Origin of the sequence: Pseudomonas sp. CCI4.2, assembly GCF_034350045.1 — a bacterium.
Lineage (GTDB): Bacteria > Pseudomonadota > Gammaproteobacteria > Pseudomonadales > Pseudomonadaceae > Aquipseudomonas.
The window spans coordinates 2,461,823-2,481,975 of sequence record NZ_CP133781.1 but is presented as its reverse complement, the minus strand read 5'-3'; the positions used below and the strand labels follow the sequence as shown (position 1 = coordinate 2,481,975).

Sequence of the window (20,153 nt, the reverse complement as noted above, 5' to 3'; positions counted from 1 at the left end):
TCGTCTCCGAACATTCTGGACCGCATTGGCGGTCCACTCTTGTTCTCCGACTTGTTCGATTATTAATTAAGCGCTAAACCAACCCAACTTGATCACAAACAATATTGAAAGGATCACCAGCGCCGGATTCAATTCCCGCGCTTTTCCAGACATCAACTTAATCGCAGTCCAAGAGATAAACCCCAGGGCGATGCCGTTGGCGATGGAGAAGGTGAACGGCATGGCCAGTGCGGTGATCGCTACCGGAGCCGCAATGGTGATGTCGTCCCACTCGACTTCAGCCAGGCCGGACATCATCAACACGCCAACGAACATCAGCGCCGGGGCGGTGGCGTAGGCCGGAACGCTGCCAGCCAACGGGGCGAAGAACAGCGCCAGCAGAAACAGAATCGCCACGACAATGGCAGTCAGACCGGTACGGCCACCGGCGCTGACGCCCGCTGCGGATTCGATGTAGCTGGTGGTGGTCGAAGTGCCCAGCAGCGAACCGACCATGGCGGCGGTACTGTCAGCCACCAACGCGCGGCCCATTTTCGGCATGTAGCCGTCTTTGCCCATCAACCCGGCGCGTTTGGCGACGCCGATCAAGGTGCCGGAGTTGTCGAACAAATCAACGAACAAGAACGAGAAAATCACGCTGAACAAGCCGATGTCCAACGCGCCCCTGATGTCCAGTTGCAAGAAGGTCGGGGCCAGGGACGGCGGCATCGACATCACGCCACCAAACGGCGAGAAGTGGAAGATGATGGACACAATCGTTACCGCCAGAATCCCGATCAACACCGCGCCTTTCACCCGCAGGGCTTCCAGCGCCACAATCAGGAAAAAGCCGAGGGTGGCGAGAATCGGTCCCGGTTTGGCCAAGTCGCCCAAGCCGACGAAGGTGGCTTGATCCGCCACCACGACGCCGGCGTTTTTCAGGGCGATCAGCGCCAGGAACAAGCCAATGCCTGCCGCAATGGCCGAGCGTAGCGGCAGCGGGATGCTGTTGATGATCCATTCGCGAATCTTGAAAATCGACAGGATGAAAAACATCACCGCCGAGATAAACACCGCGCCCAGCGCTACTTGCCAGGTGTGGCCCATGTGCAGAACCACGGTGTAGGTAAAGAAGGCGTTAAGGCCCATGCCCGGTGCGAGGGCGATCGGGTAGTTGGCGATGAAGCCCATGATGGCCGAGCCGATGGCAGCGGCAAGGCAGGTCGCGACGAAGACCGCGCCTTTGTCCATGCCGGTGTCGCCGAGGATGCTCGGGTTGACGAACAGGATGTAGGCCATCGCCAGGAACGTGGTGACGCCCGCGAGGATTTCGGTACGCACGGTGGTGTTATGAATGTTTAGTTGGAACAGTCTTTCCAGCATGTTGCTCCCCGTGGCGCATTCAGCACCGTCAGTTAGATTCAGCTGACTCGTTTTTAGAATTAGAAATGCACTTTGACCAACAGACTTGCGGTGTTTTGGTCGGTATCAAAATTGGAGGTGTTTTCGATCCCGTATTTGTTTTTCCAGTAGTCGTATTCGATACCGACGTAGAGTTGTTTCTCACCCCAGTGCAGCGCTTTGCCCAAGTCGTATTTGATCTGCGGATTGACGTGCAGGTTGGCGTGGTATTCACCACGGTCGTTTTTGGCGTTGTCGACCACCCAGTCTATATAGCCATCGAACAAGATATCCGACCGACCGACCGGCAAGGTGTAGCCCCACACCGGCGTGACCTGCCAGAGGTTGTTGCCTGGACGACCGCCGTCGGTATGACGCTGATAGAAGTTCAGTTGAAAGTAATCGAAACCAGGCACCGCCAAGTCAAACCCTGGGCCGATCAAGTAGGCGTCGACATCCCCTTCACCGAACTCGTAGGTCATGGCGAGCAGAACGTCCTTGATCGGACCGAACTCGAGTTTTTTGTCGAGGATTTTGCCGAAGGACAAGCGCGGGGTTATTTCACCGTAATACGTGCTGTGCCCGACGTTGCTGTCTTTTTTTCCGTTGTAGAAAATCTTGTCGACGAAGATGAAGTTATCACCGTATTTCCAGCTGTCCGCGTGCTCGAACGTGAACGTTTGCTGAATCTCCGGATTAACCGCGAAATTCCCGCCATACAAATAGGTCAGGCTGTTGTTCTGCCATTGAAGCAGATCGCCAGCAGTGGCTTGGCCCCCAGCAATAAGCCCGCCGGCAAGCAATAAACCAGAGAAAATACGTGTCATTAACTGCTTCCCAATGAGGCGCCATGCCCAGAAAAAAGCCGACCAAATAGTCAGCTTTTTCGAATAAAGCAGGAACCGCGCCAATACCGAGCGCGACTGTTCACAAAATGAAAAATCCGAGAAGAATTGCCGGACTAAAGAAGCGCTGGATGACGCTGGAGCCCGTAGATTACTTAACCACTTGGTCAAGAACGAAAGAAACCCCGGACACTAATATCAGTGCAGAGTCCACTCTAAGGAAGTTGGGGGTTCAACGCGTCACGCCTTCTAGTGCGTTAAAACAGCGCGCGGCGCACCAACGAGACTCAGGGTTTCTTCGTATATCAAGGCGTTGAGAAGCTTTGCGAATCGGAGGGGGCAGCGGCGATAACTGCCCCGTCTTGCTAGAACATTTAAGCGGCGTAATCAGTACGTTTTAGTTGCCGCATAGCCGTTATCTCCGGCAGGTCTACCCGCCGCACGTATAGGCGCAAGGGTTCCGTGATGTTCAATCGGTCGTCGATGTTCTGCTCCAGCAGCAACTGCACCGACTCACGTTTCAGGGTCATCAATTGTCCGTCGCCGCTGCGCCACACGAACTCGTTGGTGGGCGTAATGCTGTCATCAGCGACGTCCATGCCAAACGAATCTTCACTGAAACGGACGATGTAGCGGTTCGCCTTATGGTGATAGCCAACGAAGCCTTTAAGCAGGTCCGCCGCGTCGCAGATGGTGCTGGAAGTGATGCTCATGGTTAGCCTCCGAAAAAAGAATTAAAGGGCGCTGCGAAAGATCGCTTCGATTTGCAACTGGTCCGCCGGACGCGGGTTGGTAAAACCGCACGCGTCTTTCAGGGCATTGGCCGCGAGGGTCGGAATATCATTTTCCTTGACCCCCAACTCCTTGAGGCCCGCAGGAATATCAACGTCAGTGGACAGTTTACGAATCGCAGCAATGGCGGCACGGCTGCCGTCTTCCGGGGCCAAACCGCGGGTGTCTGCACCCATGACGTGGGCAATTTCGGTCAAGCGAGCAGCGCAAACGCTGGCATTGAAGCTCTCAACGTGGGGCAGCAGCACCGCGTTGCACACGCCATGCGGCAGGTTGTAAAAGCCGCCCAACTGGTGCGCCATGGCATGGACATAACCGAGGGACGCATTGTTGAACGCCATACCGGCAAGGAACTGCGCGTAGGCCATGTTTTCCCGGGCTTTCATGTCGCTGCCATCGGCCACTGCCTTACGCAGGTTATTGGCGATCAGCGAAATGGCTTTCAAGGCACAAGCGTCGGTAATCGGGGTCGCGGCCGTTGAAACGTAGGCTTCAATCGCGTGGGTCAGGGCGTCCATACCGGTCGCCGCCGTCAGGCCTTTGGGCATCGCCACCATCAGCGCTGGGTCGTTAACCGATAGCACCGGCGTGACGTTACGGTCGACGATGGCCATTTTGATGTGGCGCTTCTCGTCGGTGATGATGCAAAACCGAGTCATCTCACTGGCCGTACCTGCCGTGGTATTGATAGCGACCACCGGCATTTGCGGCTTGGTCGACCGATCAACGCCTTCGTAATCACTGATGTGCCCGCCGTTGGTTGCGCAAAGGGCGATGCCTTTGGCGCAGTCATGGGGTGAGCCGCCGCCCAGGGAAACCACGAAATCGCAGCCGCTGCCTTTTAGCATCGCCAGGCCTGTTTCGACATTGCCGACCGTGGGATTGGGCTGTGCGCCATCAAACACTAGGGCGTCAATGTCTTGCGCGGCCAACAACCCGACGATGGTATCTGCCACGCCAGCCTTGGCGAGACCCGCATCGGTGACGATCAATGCTTTGCGAAAACCGAAATTGTGGATGGCGGTCATCGCTTCCGCCATACAGCCAATACCCATGATGTTCACGGCGGGGATGAAGAACGTACTGCTCATGGAAAATCCTCTGCACAGAAACCCAGCCGGTGCATCCGGCCGGGCGAATGCTTGCAGCATCTTCCGATTATCGGGCGTCGATATTGATCTGGCGCAATAGCGGTCCGGTCTTGAGTGCTTGGCGTGATAAAGTCGCGCCGCTGAACTTTCCCGACTAGATGGCGACGAACAGAGACTATGGAATTCACGGATTTTGACGCTGAGCTTGCAGACTGGAATGAGCTGCGAACGACTACTCTGTTTTCCGATCTGCTGGTCGGCAACGGTGCGAGCGTGGCGGTCTGGAAGAATTTTTCTTACTTCTCGCTCTTCGAAGAGTCCGAGACCACCCGCAACAAACCCCTGAGCCACACCGAACTCGCCGTGTTTAACGCCCTAGACACTCGTAACTTCGAGCCGGTCTTAAGCGCGTTGAAAACCGCCATGCGGGTTAACGCGGCGCTGACCATCAGTTCGTCGTCGCCGCGCAACCGCTACTTCGCCATCAAAGAAGCGTTGATCCACGCCGTGCGTTCAGTCCACATTCCATGGCGTTTGGTGAATGAACAATCGCTGCTGCGAATCAATCAGGAACTCAGCCAGTACCGGAATGTGTTTTCCACCAACTACGATTTGTTGTGCTTTTGGGCGGTGATGCAGTCGCCCGAAAAATTCAACGACCTGTTTGGCGATGACGCGACCTTCGACCGTACGCAGTCCATCTCGGACACCACCCGCATGCTTTACCTGCACGGCGGGCTGCATTTAGTGAAGAACCTGGATGGCAGCGTGCGCAAGTTGCTGTCATCGGAAAGCACCCTGCTCGGCAGTTTTGCCATCAACGCGCTGGACGACGTGCCGATTTTCATCAGTGAAGACAGCAGCGCGAACAAAGTGAAAATGATCCGGCACACTGATTACCTGAGTTTCTGCCACGCGCAACTGGCGTCCCCTAAAGAAGCGCTGTGCGTTTTTGGCCACGCGCTGGGCCAGCAAGACGCGCACATCGTTCATGCGATCAAGCTGGCGGCCCCCAAGACCATCGCCTTCTCCATCGCACCACGCAGCCAAGGTTTTATTCAGCAACAGAAGCGCCACTACAGCAGCCTGTTTACCGGGCCAGACGTGACGCTGAAGTTCTATGACGCCAAGACCCATCCGCTGGGCGATCCTGCGTTATCTGTGTCGATCAAGGGATTGAACACGCCCCTGCCCTCGCCGAAACCCAGCGCTTCACGGCACTGATTTTTCGTTTCGCCCCTGCGCCAAACTGTACGGATAAAACTCTCGATAGCTGTGAGGGCGTTCGCCTTGGGTTTGTGGCTAGATGGTCGCCTCTGTCTATAACTCCAATAACAAGGCGCGTTTTATCATGTCCTCACGCGAAAACACCGGCATGGCCCTGGGCCTGGTCGGGGTGATTATTTTCAGCCTGACACTGCCCATGACCCGCATCGTGGTCCACGAAGTTAATCCTCTTCTCAACGGTTTGGGCCGCGCGCTGCTGGCGGCGATTCCTGCGGCATTGCTATTGCTGATCCGTCGCGAACATTGGCCGACCTGGGCGCAAGTCAAAGGCCTGTGCCTAGTGAGCCTCGGGGTCATCATTGGCTTCCCGGTGTTGTCCGCTTGGGCCATGAAAACGCTGCCCGCTTCCCACGGCGCATTGGTAAATGGCCTACAACCCCTAATCGTGGCGATTTACGCGGCGTGGTTGTCCCATGAACGCCCTTCAAAAGCTTTTTGGGCCTGTGCTGCGCTGGGCAGTGCGTTGGTGTTGAGTTATGCGTTGATCAGCGGCGCCGGATCCATCCAGGCAGGCGATCTATGGATGTTGGCAGCGATTGCCGTCGGCGGGCTGGGTTATGCCGAAGGCGGCCGATTGGCCAAGGACATGGGCGGCTGGCAGGTCATTTGTTGGGCGCTGGTGTTGTCCGCGCCGCTGCTGGCAGGCCCGGTGATTTATCTCGCGCTGCAGCATCAAGGGCCGATATCGACCGGCACCTGGTGGGCGTTCGGTTACGTGACGATCTTCTCGCAATTCATCGGTTTTTTCGCGTGGTACGCGGGCCTTGCCAAGGGCGGTATTTCGCGGGTGAGTCAGGTTCAACTGTTGCAGATCTTCTTCACCATCGCCTTTTCGGCGCTGTTCTTCGGTGAACACATCGAGCCCATCACCTGGCTGTTCGCGGCCGGGGTAATCGGCACCGTGATGCTCGGGCGCAAGACCACCGTCATTGCGCCCAAAGCGATCCGCATCTGAATCAGCTGATGTAGCCGTCTGCCTGGAGCAAGGTTTCCAGGCAGTGTTCCTGAATACCGTAGAACGTTTTCAGCTCCTGAATCTTCGCCAACAACTCGGGATGCTTTAGCGGCTCGGCGCGCTTGACCGCGAGGATCATTTTGTTCTTGTTGGTGTGCTCCAGCGAAATGAACTCGAACACTTTGGTCTCGTAGCCACAGGCTTCAAGGAGCAAGGCGCGCAAGCTGTCAGTGACCATTTCCGCCTGCTGCCCCATGTGCAAACCGTATTGCAGCATTGGCCGCAGCAACGTCGGGCTCTGGATCTGCAAGCGAATCTGCTTATGGCAGCACGGCGAACACATGATGATCGACGCCCCGGAGCGAATGCCCATGTGGATCGCATAATCGGTGGCAGTGTCACATGCGTGCAAAGCGATCATTACATCCAGCGCGCTGGGCGCCACGCTGCGTACATCGCCATGCTGGAACACCAGTCCCGGATGCTCCAGGCGTTCGGCGGCGGTGTTGCACAACGTCACCATGTCTTCGCGCAACTCGACGCCGGTCACCTGACCTTCGGCCTGCAAGGTATTGCGCAGATAATCGTGGATGGCGAAGGTCAAATAGCCTTTACCCGAGCCGAAATCCGCGACCTTGATTGGCTGATCAAGCGCCAGCGGCGATGAACTCAAGGCGTGGGAAAACACCTCGATGAACTTGTTGATCTGCTTCCATTTGCGCGACATGGCCGGAATCAGCTCATGCTGTTTATTGGTCACGCCCAGATCCGTCAGAAACGGCCGGCTTAATTCCAAGTAGCGCTTCTTCTCCCGATCATGCTCAACTGACGGCGCTTCACGCTCTTGCTGGGCCTTGCTTTTGAACAGCGTGCTTTTGCCTTTTTTGCTGTATTCCAGCTGCACTTCATCGGTGAGCGATAATAAGTGCGCGTTTTTGAACGTGTCGGGCAGCAACCCGGCGATCAGGTCAACGCCTTCGGCGAGCAAGAAATTTTTGGTGATGTCGCGGGTTTTGTAGCGATAGACGAACGATAAATGCGGCAGCTCTCTGATCATCGTCAGCTTGATGATAATCCGCTGCAACTCCGCCTCAGCGCCGACGTACTTGGCCAGCACCAGCTTGATAAACGAGTTTTGCGACAGACTGGTGTCGAGCAGGCTCAAAAACTCTGCACGATGATCAGGCGCAGGCTGGGTGGAGGTTGCAGTAACTGACATCGGAAAGCGCCTCGGGCGGGCTAAAAATAACAAGGCGGCTATTTTAGGCGGGTTGGGGAAGATGGGTTGATTTAATTAAGCGGCGGCGATTGGCGGTGTATCGATGCCCCCCCGGCCGCATGGTTTCACGGGGCCTCCTCCCGAAATTCGATCTGTAGGAGGGTCCGCCACGTCTTCGACGCCGCGCTGTCGCGCAGCAAACTGGGTGGTACTTTGTGTGGTTTGAGGTTGCAGGGTGTCAGGACTGAAGCCTTCGAATAAATTCGGTCCCACAGATTTGTGGGACCGAGTGACGCGTTCGTTGGCAAGCCTCCCACAGAAACTTCGTTGATTCATCGACATTTAAACGGTGGGAGCGCGAAGCGGTCTCAAAGGGCTGATTCGGTTTTAGCTGGAAGAATCGAGTCGTTGGGTTTACGACTGCTTCGCCGCCGATCGCGAACACGTTCGCTTCTACAGAGATCAAACATATTGGGATTGTTTACAACACCACCAACCGATTCGGTAATTCGTTGCGTGTCTGGGTCACGGGCACGTGGGTGGCCAATAACTCACCGCACGCTTCAATGCAGCCCAGAAAACCTTTTAACGTCTCGCCGTCCTTTACCTGCTGGGTGAACACGTCGATCAGCACTTTCCAGACGTCATCGTCAAGCCGGCTGCTGATGCCACGGTCCACCAGGATCTCCACATAGCGTTCCGCCTCCGAAACAAAAATCAACACCCCGGTTCCGCCGACTGTGCGGTGCAGGTTTTGCTCAAGGAATTGACGACGGGCCAGGTTGCTTGCGCGCCAATGACGCACTGACTCAGGGATCAATTGAGTGGTAATCGGCGGCAAGCGCATGACCAGCGCAGCAATGATGAACGTCGCGAATTGGCTCAGTAGCAATTGATTCGCACTGAGCCAACCCGAGACATAACTGAACAACCCCGGCACCAGCAACGCCACCAGTCCTGCCCAGATCAACGGCACATACGCATAATCGTCCGACCTCGCCGCCAGCACCGTAACCAGTTCAGCATCGGTCTTCAGTTCGACCCGACTGACCGCTTCTGCCACTTGCCGTTGTTCGTCGTTACTCAGTAAAGCCATGGTGGGAATCACTCGCTAATGCATGGATGACGAATTGCCCTTCTACTAATGACTACCAACTACCAGACGCCCCGCCGCCGCCAAAGCTGCCACCGCCACCACCAAACCCTCCACCGCCTCCTGATCGGAAGCCTCCGGATCCGAAACCGCCCGCGCCGCCGATAAAACCACCGCCGCCACCAAAACGACCCCCTCCCCCCACCGCATGTTGAGGAAGATGAAGGCCAGAAACAGCCCCACATACAAAAAGTCCTGAGGTAAATTGCTGGAGTCGCCCTCACCTTCCGGTTCGACAGCAGGTTCCGCTAACGGATTTCCACCCAATACCTGAATCATCGCCTGCGTGCCCTGGCTGATCCCGCCAGAAAAATTACCGGCTTTGAACGCCGGAGTGATGATCTGATTGATGATCACCGAGCACTGAGCATCGGTCAGACGGTCCTCAAGCCCGTAACCGACCTCGATCCGAACCTTGTGATCATCCCGAGCCACAATCAGCAGCGCGCCGTTGTCCTTGTCCTTTTGCCCCACCCCCCACGCTCGCCCCAATTGATAGCCGTAATCCTCGATGCTAGTGCCCTGTAGATTGGGCAACGTGGCCACTACCACTTGCTCGCCCGTGGTTTGTTCATGGGCTTCAAGCATCTGCGTCAGTTGCGCTTTGGTTTGGCCGTCGATCAGTTGCGCGCTGTCGACCACTCGTCCGGTTAGCGGCGGGAACACCAGTGCGGCGAACGCAACCGTGGCGCATGCCAATAGCAGCCCCAGCGCCATAAGCCGCAAGGCGCGCATCAGAATTTCACTTCCGGAGATTTGTCAGCACCTTCGGTGGTGGCGTCAAAGTTGGGTCGGATCGGCAAATCGCTGTACATCACGCTGTGCCATAGACGACCAGGGAAGGTGCGGATCTCCGTGTTGTAGCGCTCGACCGAGGCAATAAAGTCTTTGCGGGCCACGCTTATTCTGTTTTCGGTGCCTTCCAATTGCGACTGCAACGCCAGGAAGTTCTGGTTGGATTTGAGGTCTGGATAACGCTCGGACACCACCATCAGACGACTCAGCGCGCCGGTGAGTTGACCCTGGGCCTGCTGGAATTGCTTGAGCTTTTCCGGATCATTCAACGTGCTGGCGTCTACCTGAATGGACGTCGCCTTGGCCCGTGCCTCAATAACGGCGGTCAAGGTCGTCTGTTCCTGTTTGGCATAGCCCTTCACGGTCTCCACCAGATTAGGAATCAGGTCGGCACGCCGCTGATATTGGTTCTGCACCTGCGCCCACGCGGCCTTTACCTGCTCGTCATAGGTCGGGATGTTGTTGATGCCGCAGCCCGCGAGCACTGTGCTCAGCAGCATCAAAAGCGTCATGGACCAACTGAAACGGTAGCCCCGTGGCGTTTGCATGTTTTTTGCTCCCTGGTGAAATACTTTTTAATTGCAGCCTACAGACTGACTTTAGCTAAAACCAACGATCCCCGGCATAATCCGCGACCGACACTGGATTGCTGACGCGCAATACGCTAAAACTCGCTGCGCTAAAGATGCTCTGCGCGACAAAGAGTTCAGCGGCGGCCCATCGCCCTGATCGACAATATGCGCACTAGACTCAATTCCCAAATTTTTGGCTGACCAGTAATTAACGTGAGTTACTGAAGAACGCCTTGAGAAAATATTCATGAATAAGCTGTGTTTGCTGGGCCTCGTTATCGGTCTGGCCAGTCACTCGGTGATGGCCGAGACCAGTACCGCCCTGCTGGCTAACAAAAATACATTCATTTCCAATCTGATGAAGCAAATGACCCTCGATGAAAAAATCGGGCAATTGCGACTGATCAGCATTGGGCCTGAAATGCCTCAGCCACAAATCCTAAAGGAAATTGCGGCCGGCAGAATCGGCGGCACATTCAACTCAATCACTCGTCCAGAAAACCGTCCGTTGCAACAGGCCGCCGTGGTCAACAGCCGCCTGAAGATACCGATGTTTTTTGCTTACGATGTTGTCCACGGTCATCGTACGGCGTTTCCTATCAGTCTCGCCCTAGCGGCGAGTTGGGACATGGACGCCATCGCCCTGAGCGGTCGAGTATCGGCCATCGAAGCGTCGGCTGATGGCGTGGACATGACCTTCGCACCGATGGTCGATATCTCCCGCGATCCGCGCTGGGGCCGTAGCTCCGAAGGTTTTGGTGAAGACACTTACCTGGTGTCGCGCATTGCCAAGGTCATGGTCAACGCTTACCGCGGCGAACATCCGGGTGGGGCTGACAGCTTGATGGCCAGCGTTAAACACTTCGCGTTGTATGGCGCTGTCGAAGGGGGCAAGGACTACAATACCGTCGATATGAGCCCGACGCGCATGTATCAAGACTACTTGCCGCCTTATCGCGCGGCTATCGACGCGGGAGCCGGCGGCGTCATGATCGCCCTCAACTCGATCAACGGTATTCCAGCGACCTCCAACACCTGGCTGCTCAAAGACCTGTTGCGCAAGCAGTGGGGGTTTAAAGGCGTGACCATCAGCGACCACGGCGCGATCAAGGAATTGATCCGCCACGGTGTGGCACGCGATGACCGTGAAGCCGCCAAACTGGCGATCAAGGCCGGTGTCGACATGAGCATGAACGACTCGGTGTACGGCGAACAGTTACCCGGCCTGTTGAAGGACGGCGAGATTTCCCAGAAAGACATCGACAGCGCCGTTCGCGAAGTCCTCGGTGCCAAGTACGACATGGGCCTGTTTGCTGACCCGTATCGCCGTATTGGCGACGCCGCTCACGACCCGGTCGACACCAACGCTGAAAGTCGCCTGCACCGCACCGAAGCCCGTGACGTTGCACGCAAAACTCTGGTACTGCTGAAAAACGACCACCAAACCCTGCCGCTGAAGAAAGAAGGCACCATCGCGGTCATCGGCGCGTTGGCCAAAAGCCAACTCGACATGCTGGGCAGTTGGTCCGCTGCGGGCGTTCCGCAACAGTCAGTGACGGTCTTTGACGGTTTGGCCAACGCAGTCGGCGACAAAGCCAAGCTGCTCTACGCCCGAGGCGCCAACGTTGCTGATGATCCCTCGATCATCAAATACCTGAACTTCATGGTCACCGAAGTTGAAGTTGATCCACGCCCTGCCGAAGAAATGATTGCCGAAGCGGTTAAGGTCGCGGAGCAGTCCGACGTCATCGTTGCCGTGGTCGGCGAGTCACGTGGCATGTCCCACGAGTCGGCGAGCCGTACCAGCCTTAACATCCCTGGCCGACAGCGGGATCTGATCGCGGCCCTCAAAGCCACTGGCAAACCCTTGGTGCTGGTGTTGATGAATGGCCGACCGCTGACATTGGTCAAGGAACAGCAACAGGCTGACGCGATGCTGGAAACCTGGTTCCCTGGCACTGAAGGCGGTAATGCCGTGGCCGACGTCTTGTTCGGCGACTACAACCCGTCCGGCAAGCTGGCAATGTCCTTTCCACGCTCCATCGGTCAATTGCCGGTCTACTACGCCCACTTGGGCACTGGCCGGCCTTATCAGACTGGTAAGCCAGGCAACTACACTTCGCAATACTTTGAAGAAATCAACGGCCCTCTGTTCCCGTTTGGCTATGGCCTGAGCTACACCCAATTCAGCCTGTCCGAGGTGACACTGTCTGCTAAGGATATGAAACGCGGCGGCACGTTGACCGCCAGCGTCACGCTGAAAAACACCGGAAAACTCGACGGGGCGACCGTGGTGCAGCTATACCTGCATGACGTCACCGCCTCCATCGCCCGCCCGGTCAAAGAGCTGAAGAACTTCCAGAAAGTCATGCTTAAAGCCGGTGAAGAGAAAGTCATCAGCTTTACCCTTAGCGAAGACGACCTGAAGTTCTACAACTCCGCGCTGAAATACGCCGATGAACCGGGCGCATTCGACGTGATGATCGGTCTTGATTCGTCAGACGTGAAACAGCAGAGTTTTAATCTGCTGTAACAATTGCTGCTGAATGCGCAGTTCCGCGCTGGAACTGCGCTGCGGCCGCCGCATGCTAAGGTGCGCGCCGGTTCATCTTGTCGTTGTTGCCATGCCCTCCTCTCCTCGCCTTATTCGCGTATTCATTTATGTGCTGCTGATTCTTGCGGGCGCAGTGCTGGCGGCTGGGTTAGCGATTCGTCAGGCCGAGCGGCATGCATTGGTCGACGACGCCGCCCGCGCGGGTGGGCAACTAATGTTGTATGGCAACACCCTGCACACGCTGATCGAACGGTATCGCGCCTTGCCTGCGGTGTTGGCGTTGGACCCCGAATTACGCGCGGCGCTGCTTAGGCCTGTCAGCCTAGACACCCAAGACGCGTTGAATCTGAAGCTGGAAAAAATCAACAGCGCGGCGCAGTCGTCGACCCTGGAATTATTGGACCGCAATGGCTTGGCGGTCGCCGCCAGCAACTGGCGACTGCCCAGCAGCTATGTTGGTCATAACTACGGCTTTCGACCGTATTTCCTACAAACCAAGGCTCACGGTGTTGGACGTTTCTATGCAGTAGGCGTGACCAGCGGCATTCCTGGATACTTTCTGTCCAACGCGGTGACCAACGACGCCGGGGATTTTTTGGGCGCGATGGTGGTGAAGCTGGAGTTTCCCGATCTGGAGCGCCAATGGGGTCAAGGCGATGATTTGCTGCTGCTCAGCGACGCCAAAGGTATCGTCTTCATCGCCAATCAACCGGGCTGGCGATACCGCGAGTTATTGCCGATATCCGCCAGTGACCGCGCCGAGCTGATCGCCACTCGGCAATATGACAAGCAACCGCTGTCCCCGCTAAAGAGCCACGTGATCCGCGAGTTCAGCGGCACCAGCCATCTGACCCGCATCGACGGCCCAGAGGGCGCAGCCGATTATCTGTGGGAATCGCTGCCATTGGCCGCTGAAGGTTGGACCCTGCATTTGCTGCGTAAACCTCAAGTCCTCGCCGAAGACATACGCAATGCCGCTTTGGCCGCTGCGGGCACCTGGCTGACGCTGGTTTTCCTGGGGCTGTTTCTTTACCAGCGCTGGCGCTTGGCGCGGGTGCGGCAACGTAGCCGTGAAGAACTCGAGCAACTCGTCGAAGAGCGCACCCGCGACCTGCGCACTGCACAAGACGGGCTGGTGCAATCGGCCAAATTGGCAGCGCTGGGGCAAATGTCGGCGGCGCTGGCCCATGAAATCAATCAACCGTTGACCACCCAGCGCATGCAGTTGGCCAGCTTGCGCCTGCTGCTGGATCACGGCCAAATCGACGATGCGTATAAAGCCTTGGGGCCACTGGATCAGCAACTGACACGCATGGCCGCACTGACCGGGCACCTGAAGACCTTCGCCCGTAAAAGTCCCAGCGGTTTGCGCGAGCGACTTGATTTGGCTGCGGTGGTGGATCAAGCGCTGCTGTTGCTCGATCCTCGCTTGCGTGACGAGGGTGTCAGTTGCGCATTGCACCTGACCCGCCCGGCTTTCGTGCGCGGCGATGCCATCCGCCTGGAACAGGTGCTGATCAACCTGCTGCGTAATGCGCTGGACGCCATGCGTGACAAACCGCTCAAGCAGCTTGAAGTGTGCCTTCAACGCAACCCTAACTCGCCATTCCCCTGGCGTTTGGCGGTCGGCGATACGGGCGGGGGTATTTCAGAAGAGCATCTGGCAAACATCTTCGACCCGTTTTTCACTACCAAGCCAGTGGGCGAGGGCCTAGGGTTGGGGCTGGCCGTGTCTTACGCCATCGCTCATGAATCCGGCGGCACGCTAACAGCGGAAAACCACGGCAGCGGCGCTTGCTTCACGCTTGTTTTACCCGCAGAACCAGAGGCCTGACCCTTTATGTTGAATTCCGTCATGGTGGTCGACGACGAGGCCAGCATCCGCGAGGCCATCCAACAATGGCTGACGCTTTGCGGTTTTAGCGTGCAGTTGTATAGCCGTGCAGAAGAGTGCCTCGCCGAGCTACCGGAGCATTTTCCAGGGGTGATCGTCAGCGACGTGCGCATGCCAGGCATGGGCGGTCTAGCGTTTCTTGATCGGCTACAGTGTCTTGATCCCGATTTGCCAGTCATCTTGCTGACCGGCCACGGCGACGTGCCAATGGCGGTGGATGCCATGCGTGACGGGGCCTACGATTTTTTGGAAAAACCGTTCAGCCCGGAGGTCCTGCTGAGGATCTTGCGCCGAGCGTTGGATAAACGTCAGTGGGTGTTAGAAAACCGCCGACTGCACGAGCAGGCTGACGCCAAGGCCAAAATCGACGAAACCCTGCTCGGTGTTACGCCGAGCTTGCAGGTCTTGCGCCGTCAGGTGTTGGAGCTGTCGCAACTGCCGGTGAACGTGGTGATTCGCGGCGAAACCGGCAGCGGCAAAGAGCTGGTCGCGCGTTGCCTGCATGACTTCGGGCCCCGCGCCAGCAAGCCGTTTGTGGCCCTGAACTGTGCGGCGATCCCCGAACATCTGTTCGAAGCCGAGCTGTTCGGTCACGAAAGCGGGGCCTTTACCGGCGCCCAAGGCAAGCGTATCGGCAAGCTGGAATACGCCGACGGCGGCACCTTGTTTCTCGATGAGATTGAAAGCATGCCGCTGGCGCAACAGGTCAAGCTGCTGCGCGTCCTACAAGAACAGCGCCTCGAACGACTGGGTTCGAACCACAGCATCAGCATTGATGTTCGAATCATTGCCGCGACCAAACCGGACTTGCTTGAAGAGGCGCGGGCCGGGCGTTTTCGCGAAGATTTGGCGTACCGGCTGAACGTCGCCGAACTGCGTTTGCCGCCGCTGCGTGAGCGCCGGGAAGACATTCCGCTGCTGTTCGGCCATTTTGCCCAGGCCGCTGCTAATCGCTTGCAACGCAAGGCCCCGGTGTTAAGCAGCGCCGAGCTGAGTCACTTGCTGAGCCACGACTGGCCGGGCAACGTCCGCGAACTGGCTAACGCAGCGGAACGTCAGGTGCTGGGGTTGAGCCAGGCGCAACCCATCGGTAACGAATCGAGGCAATCACTGGCGGCGCAACAAGAAGCCTTCGAAGCCCATTGCTTGCGCTCGGCCCTGATCCGGCGCAAAGGCGACATCAAGGCCGTGCTTAACGAGTTGCAGTTGCCGCGCAGAACCCTCAACGAGAAGATGCAGCGTCATGGCCTGCAACGGGACATGTTCCTACCGAGCGTGGAATAGCCCACCTGATCGGCAACTTTCCGCTTACTGACTTCATCGCAGTGAGCGGATTTTTGCCTATGAATTGCTGCAAACCCTTCTAGATCGGCCCTCAGCGGCCTGGCATAGCTCCTGCTATAGAACTGTCAGGCTGCGCTCCCGTGCGCCCCACTAAAAACAATGGCTTAAAGGATCGTTGATGGACACCTCCAATACTCTGTCTCCAGGGTCGGCAGCCGCGCCGGTCAAAGAAAGAACCACCGGCAATCGCCTGAAATCCATTTTCAGTGGCTCGGTCGGCAACATGGTCGAGTGGTACGACTGGTACGTTTACGCTGCGTTCTCGCTGTACTTCGCCAAATCATTCTTCCCGCAAGGCGACACCACCGCGCAGTTGCTCAACACCGCCGCGATTTTCGCCGTGGGCTTTTTAATGCGCCCAATCGGCGGCTGGTTGATGGGTATGTACGCCGACCGCAAGGGACGCAAAGCGGCGCTGATGGCCTCGGTGCTATTGATGTGCTTCGGTTCACTGATTATCGCGTTGACCCCGAGCTACGCCGTTATCGGCGTCGGCGCGCCAGTGCTTCTGGTGTTCGCCCGCCTGTTGCAAGGTCTGTCGGTGGGTGGCGAGTACGGCACCTCCGCCACTTACCTGAGCGAGATGGCGACCAAAGAACGTCGCGGCTTCTTCTCCAGCTTCCAGTACGTCACCTTGATTTCTGGTCAGCTCATCGCGCTGGGCGTGTTGATCGTCTTGCAGCAAACCCTCACCACCGAGCAGCTGTATTCATGGGGCTGGCGTATTCCGTTCGTCATCGGCGCACTGTGTGCCGTGGTCGCGTTGTACCTGCGTCGTGGGATGGAAGAAACCGACTCGTTCACCAAGAAGAAAGTGCAAAAAGAAAGCGCAATGCGCACGTTAATGCGCCATCCGAAGGAGTTGATGACGGTGGTCGGCCTGACCATGGGCGGGACTCTGGCGTTCTATACCTATACCACCTATATGCAGAAGTACCTGGTGAACACAGTCGGCATGAGCATCACCGACTCCACCACTATTTCGGCCGCCACGCTCTTTCTGTTCATGTGCTTGCAACCGTTGGTAGGGGGACTGTCGGATAAAATCGGCCGACGTCCGATCCTGATTGCATTCGGGGTGCTGGGGACGCTGTTCACTGTGCCGATCCTGACCACGCTGCACACGGTGCAAAGCTGGTGGGGTGCGTTCTTCCTGATCATGGCGGCATTGATCATCGTCAGCGGCTACACCTCAATCAACGCGGTGGTGAAAGCAGAGCTGTTCCCGACCGAAATCCGCGCGCTGGGTGTCGGCCTGCCGTATGCATTGACCGTTTCGATCTTTGGCGGCACCGCTGAATACATCGCCCTGTGGTTTAAAAGCATCGGCATGGAGACTGGTTACTACTGGTACGTCACGGCCTGCATCGCCGTTTCGTTGCTGGTGTATGTCTTCATGAAAGACACCCGCACCCATTCGCGGATTGAAAGCGACTGATGGTTGACCCGTATCCAGCATGAAAAAAGGGCGACCACCGTTTAGGGGTCGCCCTTTTTCGTTGCGACATCGACACGCTCAAAGCTGGCGGTGGGCGGCAATCCTTATAACTATCAATTTCGGCAATGGTTGGTAACACCGTGAATGAGTTTTTCAAACATCATCAGCGGCGTAGCATTCACTTCATCCTCACTCACACGCTCAAGACAACACGGAACGTCCAATTCGATAGGTGCATATCATGTTGCTGATAATGGCTTTGATCACATCGGTGCAAACCACATTGCTGCTGATGGTGCTGACCACCTTTCTGTTGACGGGGCTGCTACTGACGGCGCTAATTACATGGGCCTTGAAAGCTTAGTGTCTGACCCTCACTCCGAAGCACCCTCCTGCGCTTGACCCCTGAACCTTCCGCCTATCCCCCGCGCGCCCTCTGAAGCCTTGCCTTTAGTTGGGTTTATTTCTGCCTACCGTAAAAGTTCACCGGAAAATCCGGAACGATGGCTGAAACGATTCTTCTTTTGCCCAACTATAAGCGTAACCATCTGATTAATATCAGAAATAATCTACTATTAATTCTAACGATAATCGATAGCATGCTTATTAACTTCTTAACAAAACCCAGCGGCGTAACATTCACTCCATCGCAACGCAGAACCACTCACTGATTCGGAGCAACCCTAATGAAAACTTCAAAACTGATTTTCGGCATCGCTTTCTCGGTACTGGCCAGCACTACGTTCGCTCTTCCAGCGTTCGCAGAAGGCGGCTCAGCTCACACGAATGCAAGCGCAGCCCGCGTTACTTCTGACGGCGCTGACCACGTCAATGCAAGCCGCCTCGCTTCAGATGGTGCTGACCATGTAGGTGCAAATCGCCTTGCTTCAGACGGCTCTGACCATGTTGGCTCAAATCGTCTTGCTCAAGACGGTGCAGACCATGTAGGTGCAAACCGCACTAGCTAATCGCGTCAACTGTTCCTCCCAGCCCGGCATTTGCCGGGCTTAATTTTGGGCGAAGGAAACGTATCGAGATTAACCGGAGCGGTTGCGTTCATACGGGAAATGAATTTACAAGTCTTGTAACTATCATTTCCGACGATGGCAACTACCTGCAGCGATAACTTTCAAACAAAACAACTCGGCGTAAAATCAATTTCGCTGTCTATTTATACGATAACTATTACTCTCGGAGCAATAACATGAACGGTTCAAAATTAATCTTCGGTTTGGCTTTTTCAGTATTAGCCAGCAGCGGTTTTATTCTTCCTGCGTACGCAGCGGATAGCTCGGCTGATACGCACCCAGCACAAGTAGCAACCGATGGTGCTGATCACGTTGGCGCAAACCGTGTAAGTTCGGATGGTGCTGACCACGTAGGTGCAAACAGCCTGGCTTCAGACGGCGCTGATCATGTTGGCGAGAACCACTCCAATAACTGATAGCGTATACCGCTCACCTGATTGCTTCGACAATCTACTCAGCCCGGCATTTACCGGGCGGACCAAAAAACTGTAGGAGTGAACTTGTTTGCGATCATGCGGGCGCGGCGATGTGCCTGCCACCCTGCATTGCATTCTTCCCGAATGAATTCGGTCCCACAGATTGCACCGAAATCACCCTGTAGGACCGAATTTATTCGGGAAGCCGTGCATCTGACTCGCCGCATTTAACGCTTCGCCAACACGTTGGCTCCTACACGAAACACAGGAGTATTCGTACTATCAATCTCAGCAATTATGACTACTAACCGCATTGACTTCTTAATAAAACGTCACGGCGTAGAATCAAACCCATACCCAGTTAAACAACTAAAAATACTTGCGGAGCAACTAACATGAAAACTTCATCACTGATTTTCGGCGTGGCATTTTCGGTATTGGCCGGTAGCGCCTTCGCTCTTCCAGCGGTTGCAGAAAACATCTCGGCGACCCACTCGGTTCAAGTAGCAGCAGACGGTGCTGATCACGTCGGCGCAAACCGCGTAGCCGCTGATGGCGCAGACCACGTTGGTGCTAACCGTGTTGCTCAAGACGGCGCAGACCATGTGGGTGCAAACCGCACTAGCTGATCACTTCAATGACTCCTCCCAGCCCGGCATTTGCCGGGCTTAATTTTGGGCGGTATGAAAGTCTGGAAACTGCGGCGATTGCCTTGCACTATGGCCGCCTAATCTTTGGCAACTGTCGTCATCAGGAAGCCCGTTATGTCAGATGATATTCACTTCTACGAACCTACAAAAGGGCATGGCCTGCCCCACGACCCGTTCAATGCAATCATTGGCCCACGGCCCATCGGTTGGATTTCTTCGCAGGATGACCAAGGCCGCTTGAATCTCGCCCCATACAGTTTTTTTAACGGCTTCAATTACACGCCGCCGATCATTGGATTCAGCAGTGTCGGGCGCAAAGACAGCCTGAATAATATCGAGCAGACCGGTGAGTTCGTCTGGAATTTAGCCACCCGGTCGTTGGCTGAAGCGATGAACCAAAGTTGTGCCACCGTGCCGCCGGAGGTCGATGAGTTCAAGTTGGCGAACCTGACTCCGGTTGCATCGCGCATCGTCAAAGCACCGCGTGTGCTGGAGACACCGGTTTCGTTCGAGTGCAAGGTCACGCAAATCATCCAACTGCAACGCGCCGACAAGGAATTGATACCCACGTGGCTGGTGCTTGGGGAAGTGGTTGCGGTACACATCGCTAAGTCGATGCTCAAAGACGGCATCTACGACACGGCGTCTGCGGAACATATTTTGCGCGGAGGTGGCCCGGCGGATTACTTCCAGATAGACCCTGCATCGCTGTTCAAGATGTACCGCCCTAAAAGCTGATT

The 20,153-nt window shown here is 56.2% G+C and carries 17 protein-coding genes and 2 pseudogenes; 11 read left to right on the top strand and 8 right to left on the bottom strand.

The features are described 5' to 3' along the window. Positions 1 to 66: 66 nt before the first annotated feature. The 4 genes from RHM65_RS11245 to yiaY form a co-directional block, all read right to left on the bottom strand. Positions 67 to 1,362: an NCS2 family permease gene (locus tag RHM65_RS11245; RefSeq protein WP_322185058.1), complete on the bottom strand. Its 1,296-nt coding sequence runs from the start codon at positions 1,360 to 1,362 to the stop codon at positions 67 to 69. 59 nt (positions 1,363 to 1,421) lie between these two features. Next, on the bottom strand, positions 1,422 to 2,207 hold the full coding sequence (locus tag RHM65_RS11240; RefSeq protein WP_322185056.1) for an outer membrane protein OmpK: 786 nt from the start codon (positions 2,205 to 2,207) through the stop codon (positions 1,422 to 1,424). 392 nt (positions 2,208 to 2,599) lie between these two features. Beyond that, complete coding sequence (locus tag RHM65_RS11235; protein WP_322165911.1) at positions 2,600 to 2,938, bottom strand: DUF2025 family protein; 339 nt, start codon at positions 2,936 to 2,938, stop codon at positions 2,600 to 2,602. 21 nt (positions 2,939 to 2,959) lie between these two features. After that, on the bottom strand, positions 2,960 to 4,108 hold the full coding sequence (yiaY, locus tag RHM65_RS11230; RefSeq protein WP_322185054.1) for an L-threonine dehydrogenase: 1,149 nt from the start codon (positions 4,106 to 4,108) through the stop codon (positions 2,960 to 2,962). Between the two features lie 177 nt (positions 4,109 to 4,285). Between yiaY and RHM65_RS11225 the strand changes: the two genes are divergently transcribed. Continuing rightward, positions 4,286 to 5,332 (top strand): DUF4917 family protein, encoded by a 1,047-nt coding sequence (locus tag RHM65_RS11225; protein WP_322185052.1) that lies wholly within the window; start codon positions 4,286 to 4,288, stop codon positions 5,330 to 5,332. Positions 5,333 to 5,459: 127 nt separating this feature from the next. Further along, a complete protein-coding gene (locus tag RHM65_RS11220) occupies positions 5,460 to 6,350 on the top strand; it encodes a DMT family transporter (protein ID WP_322165914.1) in 891 nt (296 codons plus the stop codon). 1 nt (position 6,351) lies between these two features. Here the strand turns inward: RHM65_RS11220 and RHM65_RS11215 are convergent, their stop codons facing one another. The 4 genes and pseudogenes from RHM65_RS11215 to RHM65_RS11200 form a co-directional block, all read right to left on the bottom strand. Then, a complete protein-coding gene (locus RHM65_RS11215; protein ID WP_322185050.1) occupies positions 6,352 to 7,569 on the bottom strand; it encodes an SAM-dependent methyltransferase in 1,218 nt (405 codons plus the stop codon). A 481-nt stretch (positions 7,570 to 8,050) separates the two neighbouring features. Then, entirely contained in the window at positions 8,051 to 8,665 is a 615-nt protein-coding gene (locus tag RHM65_RS11210) for a TPM domain-containing protein (protein ID WP_322165916.1), read from the bottom strand. A 52-nt stretch (positions 8,666 to 8,717) separates the two neighbouring features. Continuing rightward, positions 8,718 to 9,457 (bottom strand): annotated as a pseudogene (locus tag RHM65_RS11205) (TPM domain-containing protein). After that, the gene (locus RHM65_RS11200) at positions 9,457 to 10,065 is read right to left on the bottom strand and encodes a LemA family protein (RefSeq protein WP_322185048.1); all 609 of its coding nucleotides are present in this window, start codon (positions 10,063 to 10,065) and stop codon (positions 9,457 to 9,459) included. The pseudogene RHM65_RS11205 and the gene RHM65_RS11200 overlap by 1 nt, the downstream one beginning before the upstream one ends. A gap of 271 nt (positions 10,066 to 10,336) precedes the next feature. Here RHM65_RS11200 and bglX point away from each other — a divergent pair, with 271 nt between their 5' ends. The 9 genes and pseudogenes from bglX (at position 10,337) to RHM65_RS11155 (ending at position 20,151) form a co-directional block, all read left to right on the top strand. Next, positions 10,337 to 12,622, top strand: a complete 2,286-nt coding sequence (bglX, locus tag RHM65_RS11195) for a beta-glucosidase BglX (RefSeq protein ID WP_322185046.1) — start codon at positions 10,337 to 10,339, stop codon at positions 12,620 to 12,622. 91 nt (positions 12,623 to 12,713) lie between these two features. Beyond that, positions 12,714 to 14,477, top strand: a complete 1,764-nt coding sequence (locus tag RHM65_RS11190; RefSeq protein ID WP_416194722.1) for an ATP-binding protein — start codon at positions 12,714 to 12,716, stop codon at positions 14,475 to 14,477. A 6-nt stretch (positions 14,478 to 14,483) separates the two neighbouring features. Then, positions 14,484 to 15,821, top strand: coding sequence for a sigma-54 dependent transcriptional regulator (locus RHM65_RS11185; RefSeq protein ID WP_322185044.1), 1,338 nt, complete (start codon positions 14,484 to 14,486; stop codon positions 15,819 to 15,821). A gap of 178 nt (positions 15,822 to 15,999) precedes the next feature. Then, the gene (locus RHM65_RS11180; RefSeq protein WP_322165920.1) at positions 16,000 to 17,319 is read left to right on the top strand and encodes an MFS transporter; all 1,320 of its coding nucleotides are present in this window, start codon (positions 16,000 to 16,002) and stop codon (positions 17,317 to 17,319) included. Positions 17,320 to 17,560: 241 nt separating this feature from the next. Further along, complete coding sequence (locus RHM65_RS11175) at positions 17,561 to 17,683, top strand: hypothetical protein (RefSeq protein ID WP_322165921.1); 123 nt, start codon at positions 17,561 to 17,563, stop codon at positions 17,681 to 17,683. 322 nt (positions 17,684 to 18,005) lie between these two features. Beyond that, positions 18,006 to 18,287 carry a hypothetical protein gene (locus RHM65_RS11170; RefSeq protein WP_322185042.1) on the top strand — a complete coding sequence of 94 codons (282 nt, stop codon included), beginning with the start codon at positions 18,006 to 18,008 and terminating at the stop codon, positions 18,285 to 18,287. A gap of 236 nt (positions 18,288 to 18,523) precedes the next feature. Further along, the gene (locus RHM65_RS11165) at positions 18,524 to 18,763 is read left to right on the top strand and encodes a hypothetical protein (protein ID WP_322165925.1); all 240 of its coding nucleotides are present in this window, start codon (positions 18,524 to 18,526) and stop codon (positions 18,761 to 18,763) included. Between the two features lie 395 nt (positions 18,764 to 19,158). Next, positions 19,159 to 19,383 (top strand): annotated as a pseudogene (locus RHM65_RS11160) (hypothetical protein); the annotation flags it as partial. Positions 19,384 to 19,527: 144 nt separating this feature from the next. Beyond that, positions 19,528 to 20,151, top strand: coding sequence for a flavin reductase family protein (locus RHM65_RS11155; RefSeq protein ID WP_322165927.1), 624 nt, complete (start codon positions 19,528 to 19,530; stop codon positions 20,149 to 20,151). The last annotated feature ends 2 nt before the right edge of the window (positions 20,152 to 20,153 follow it).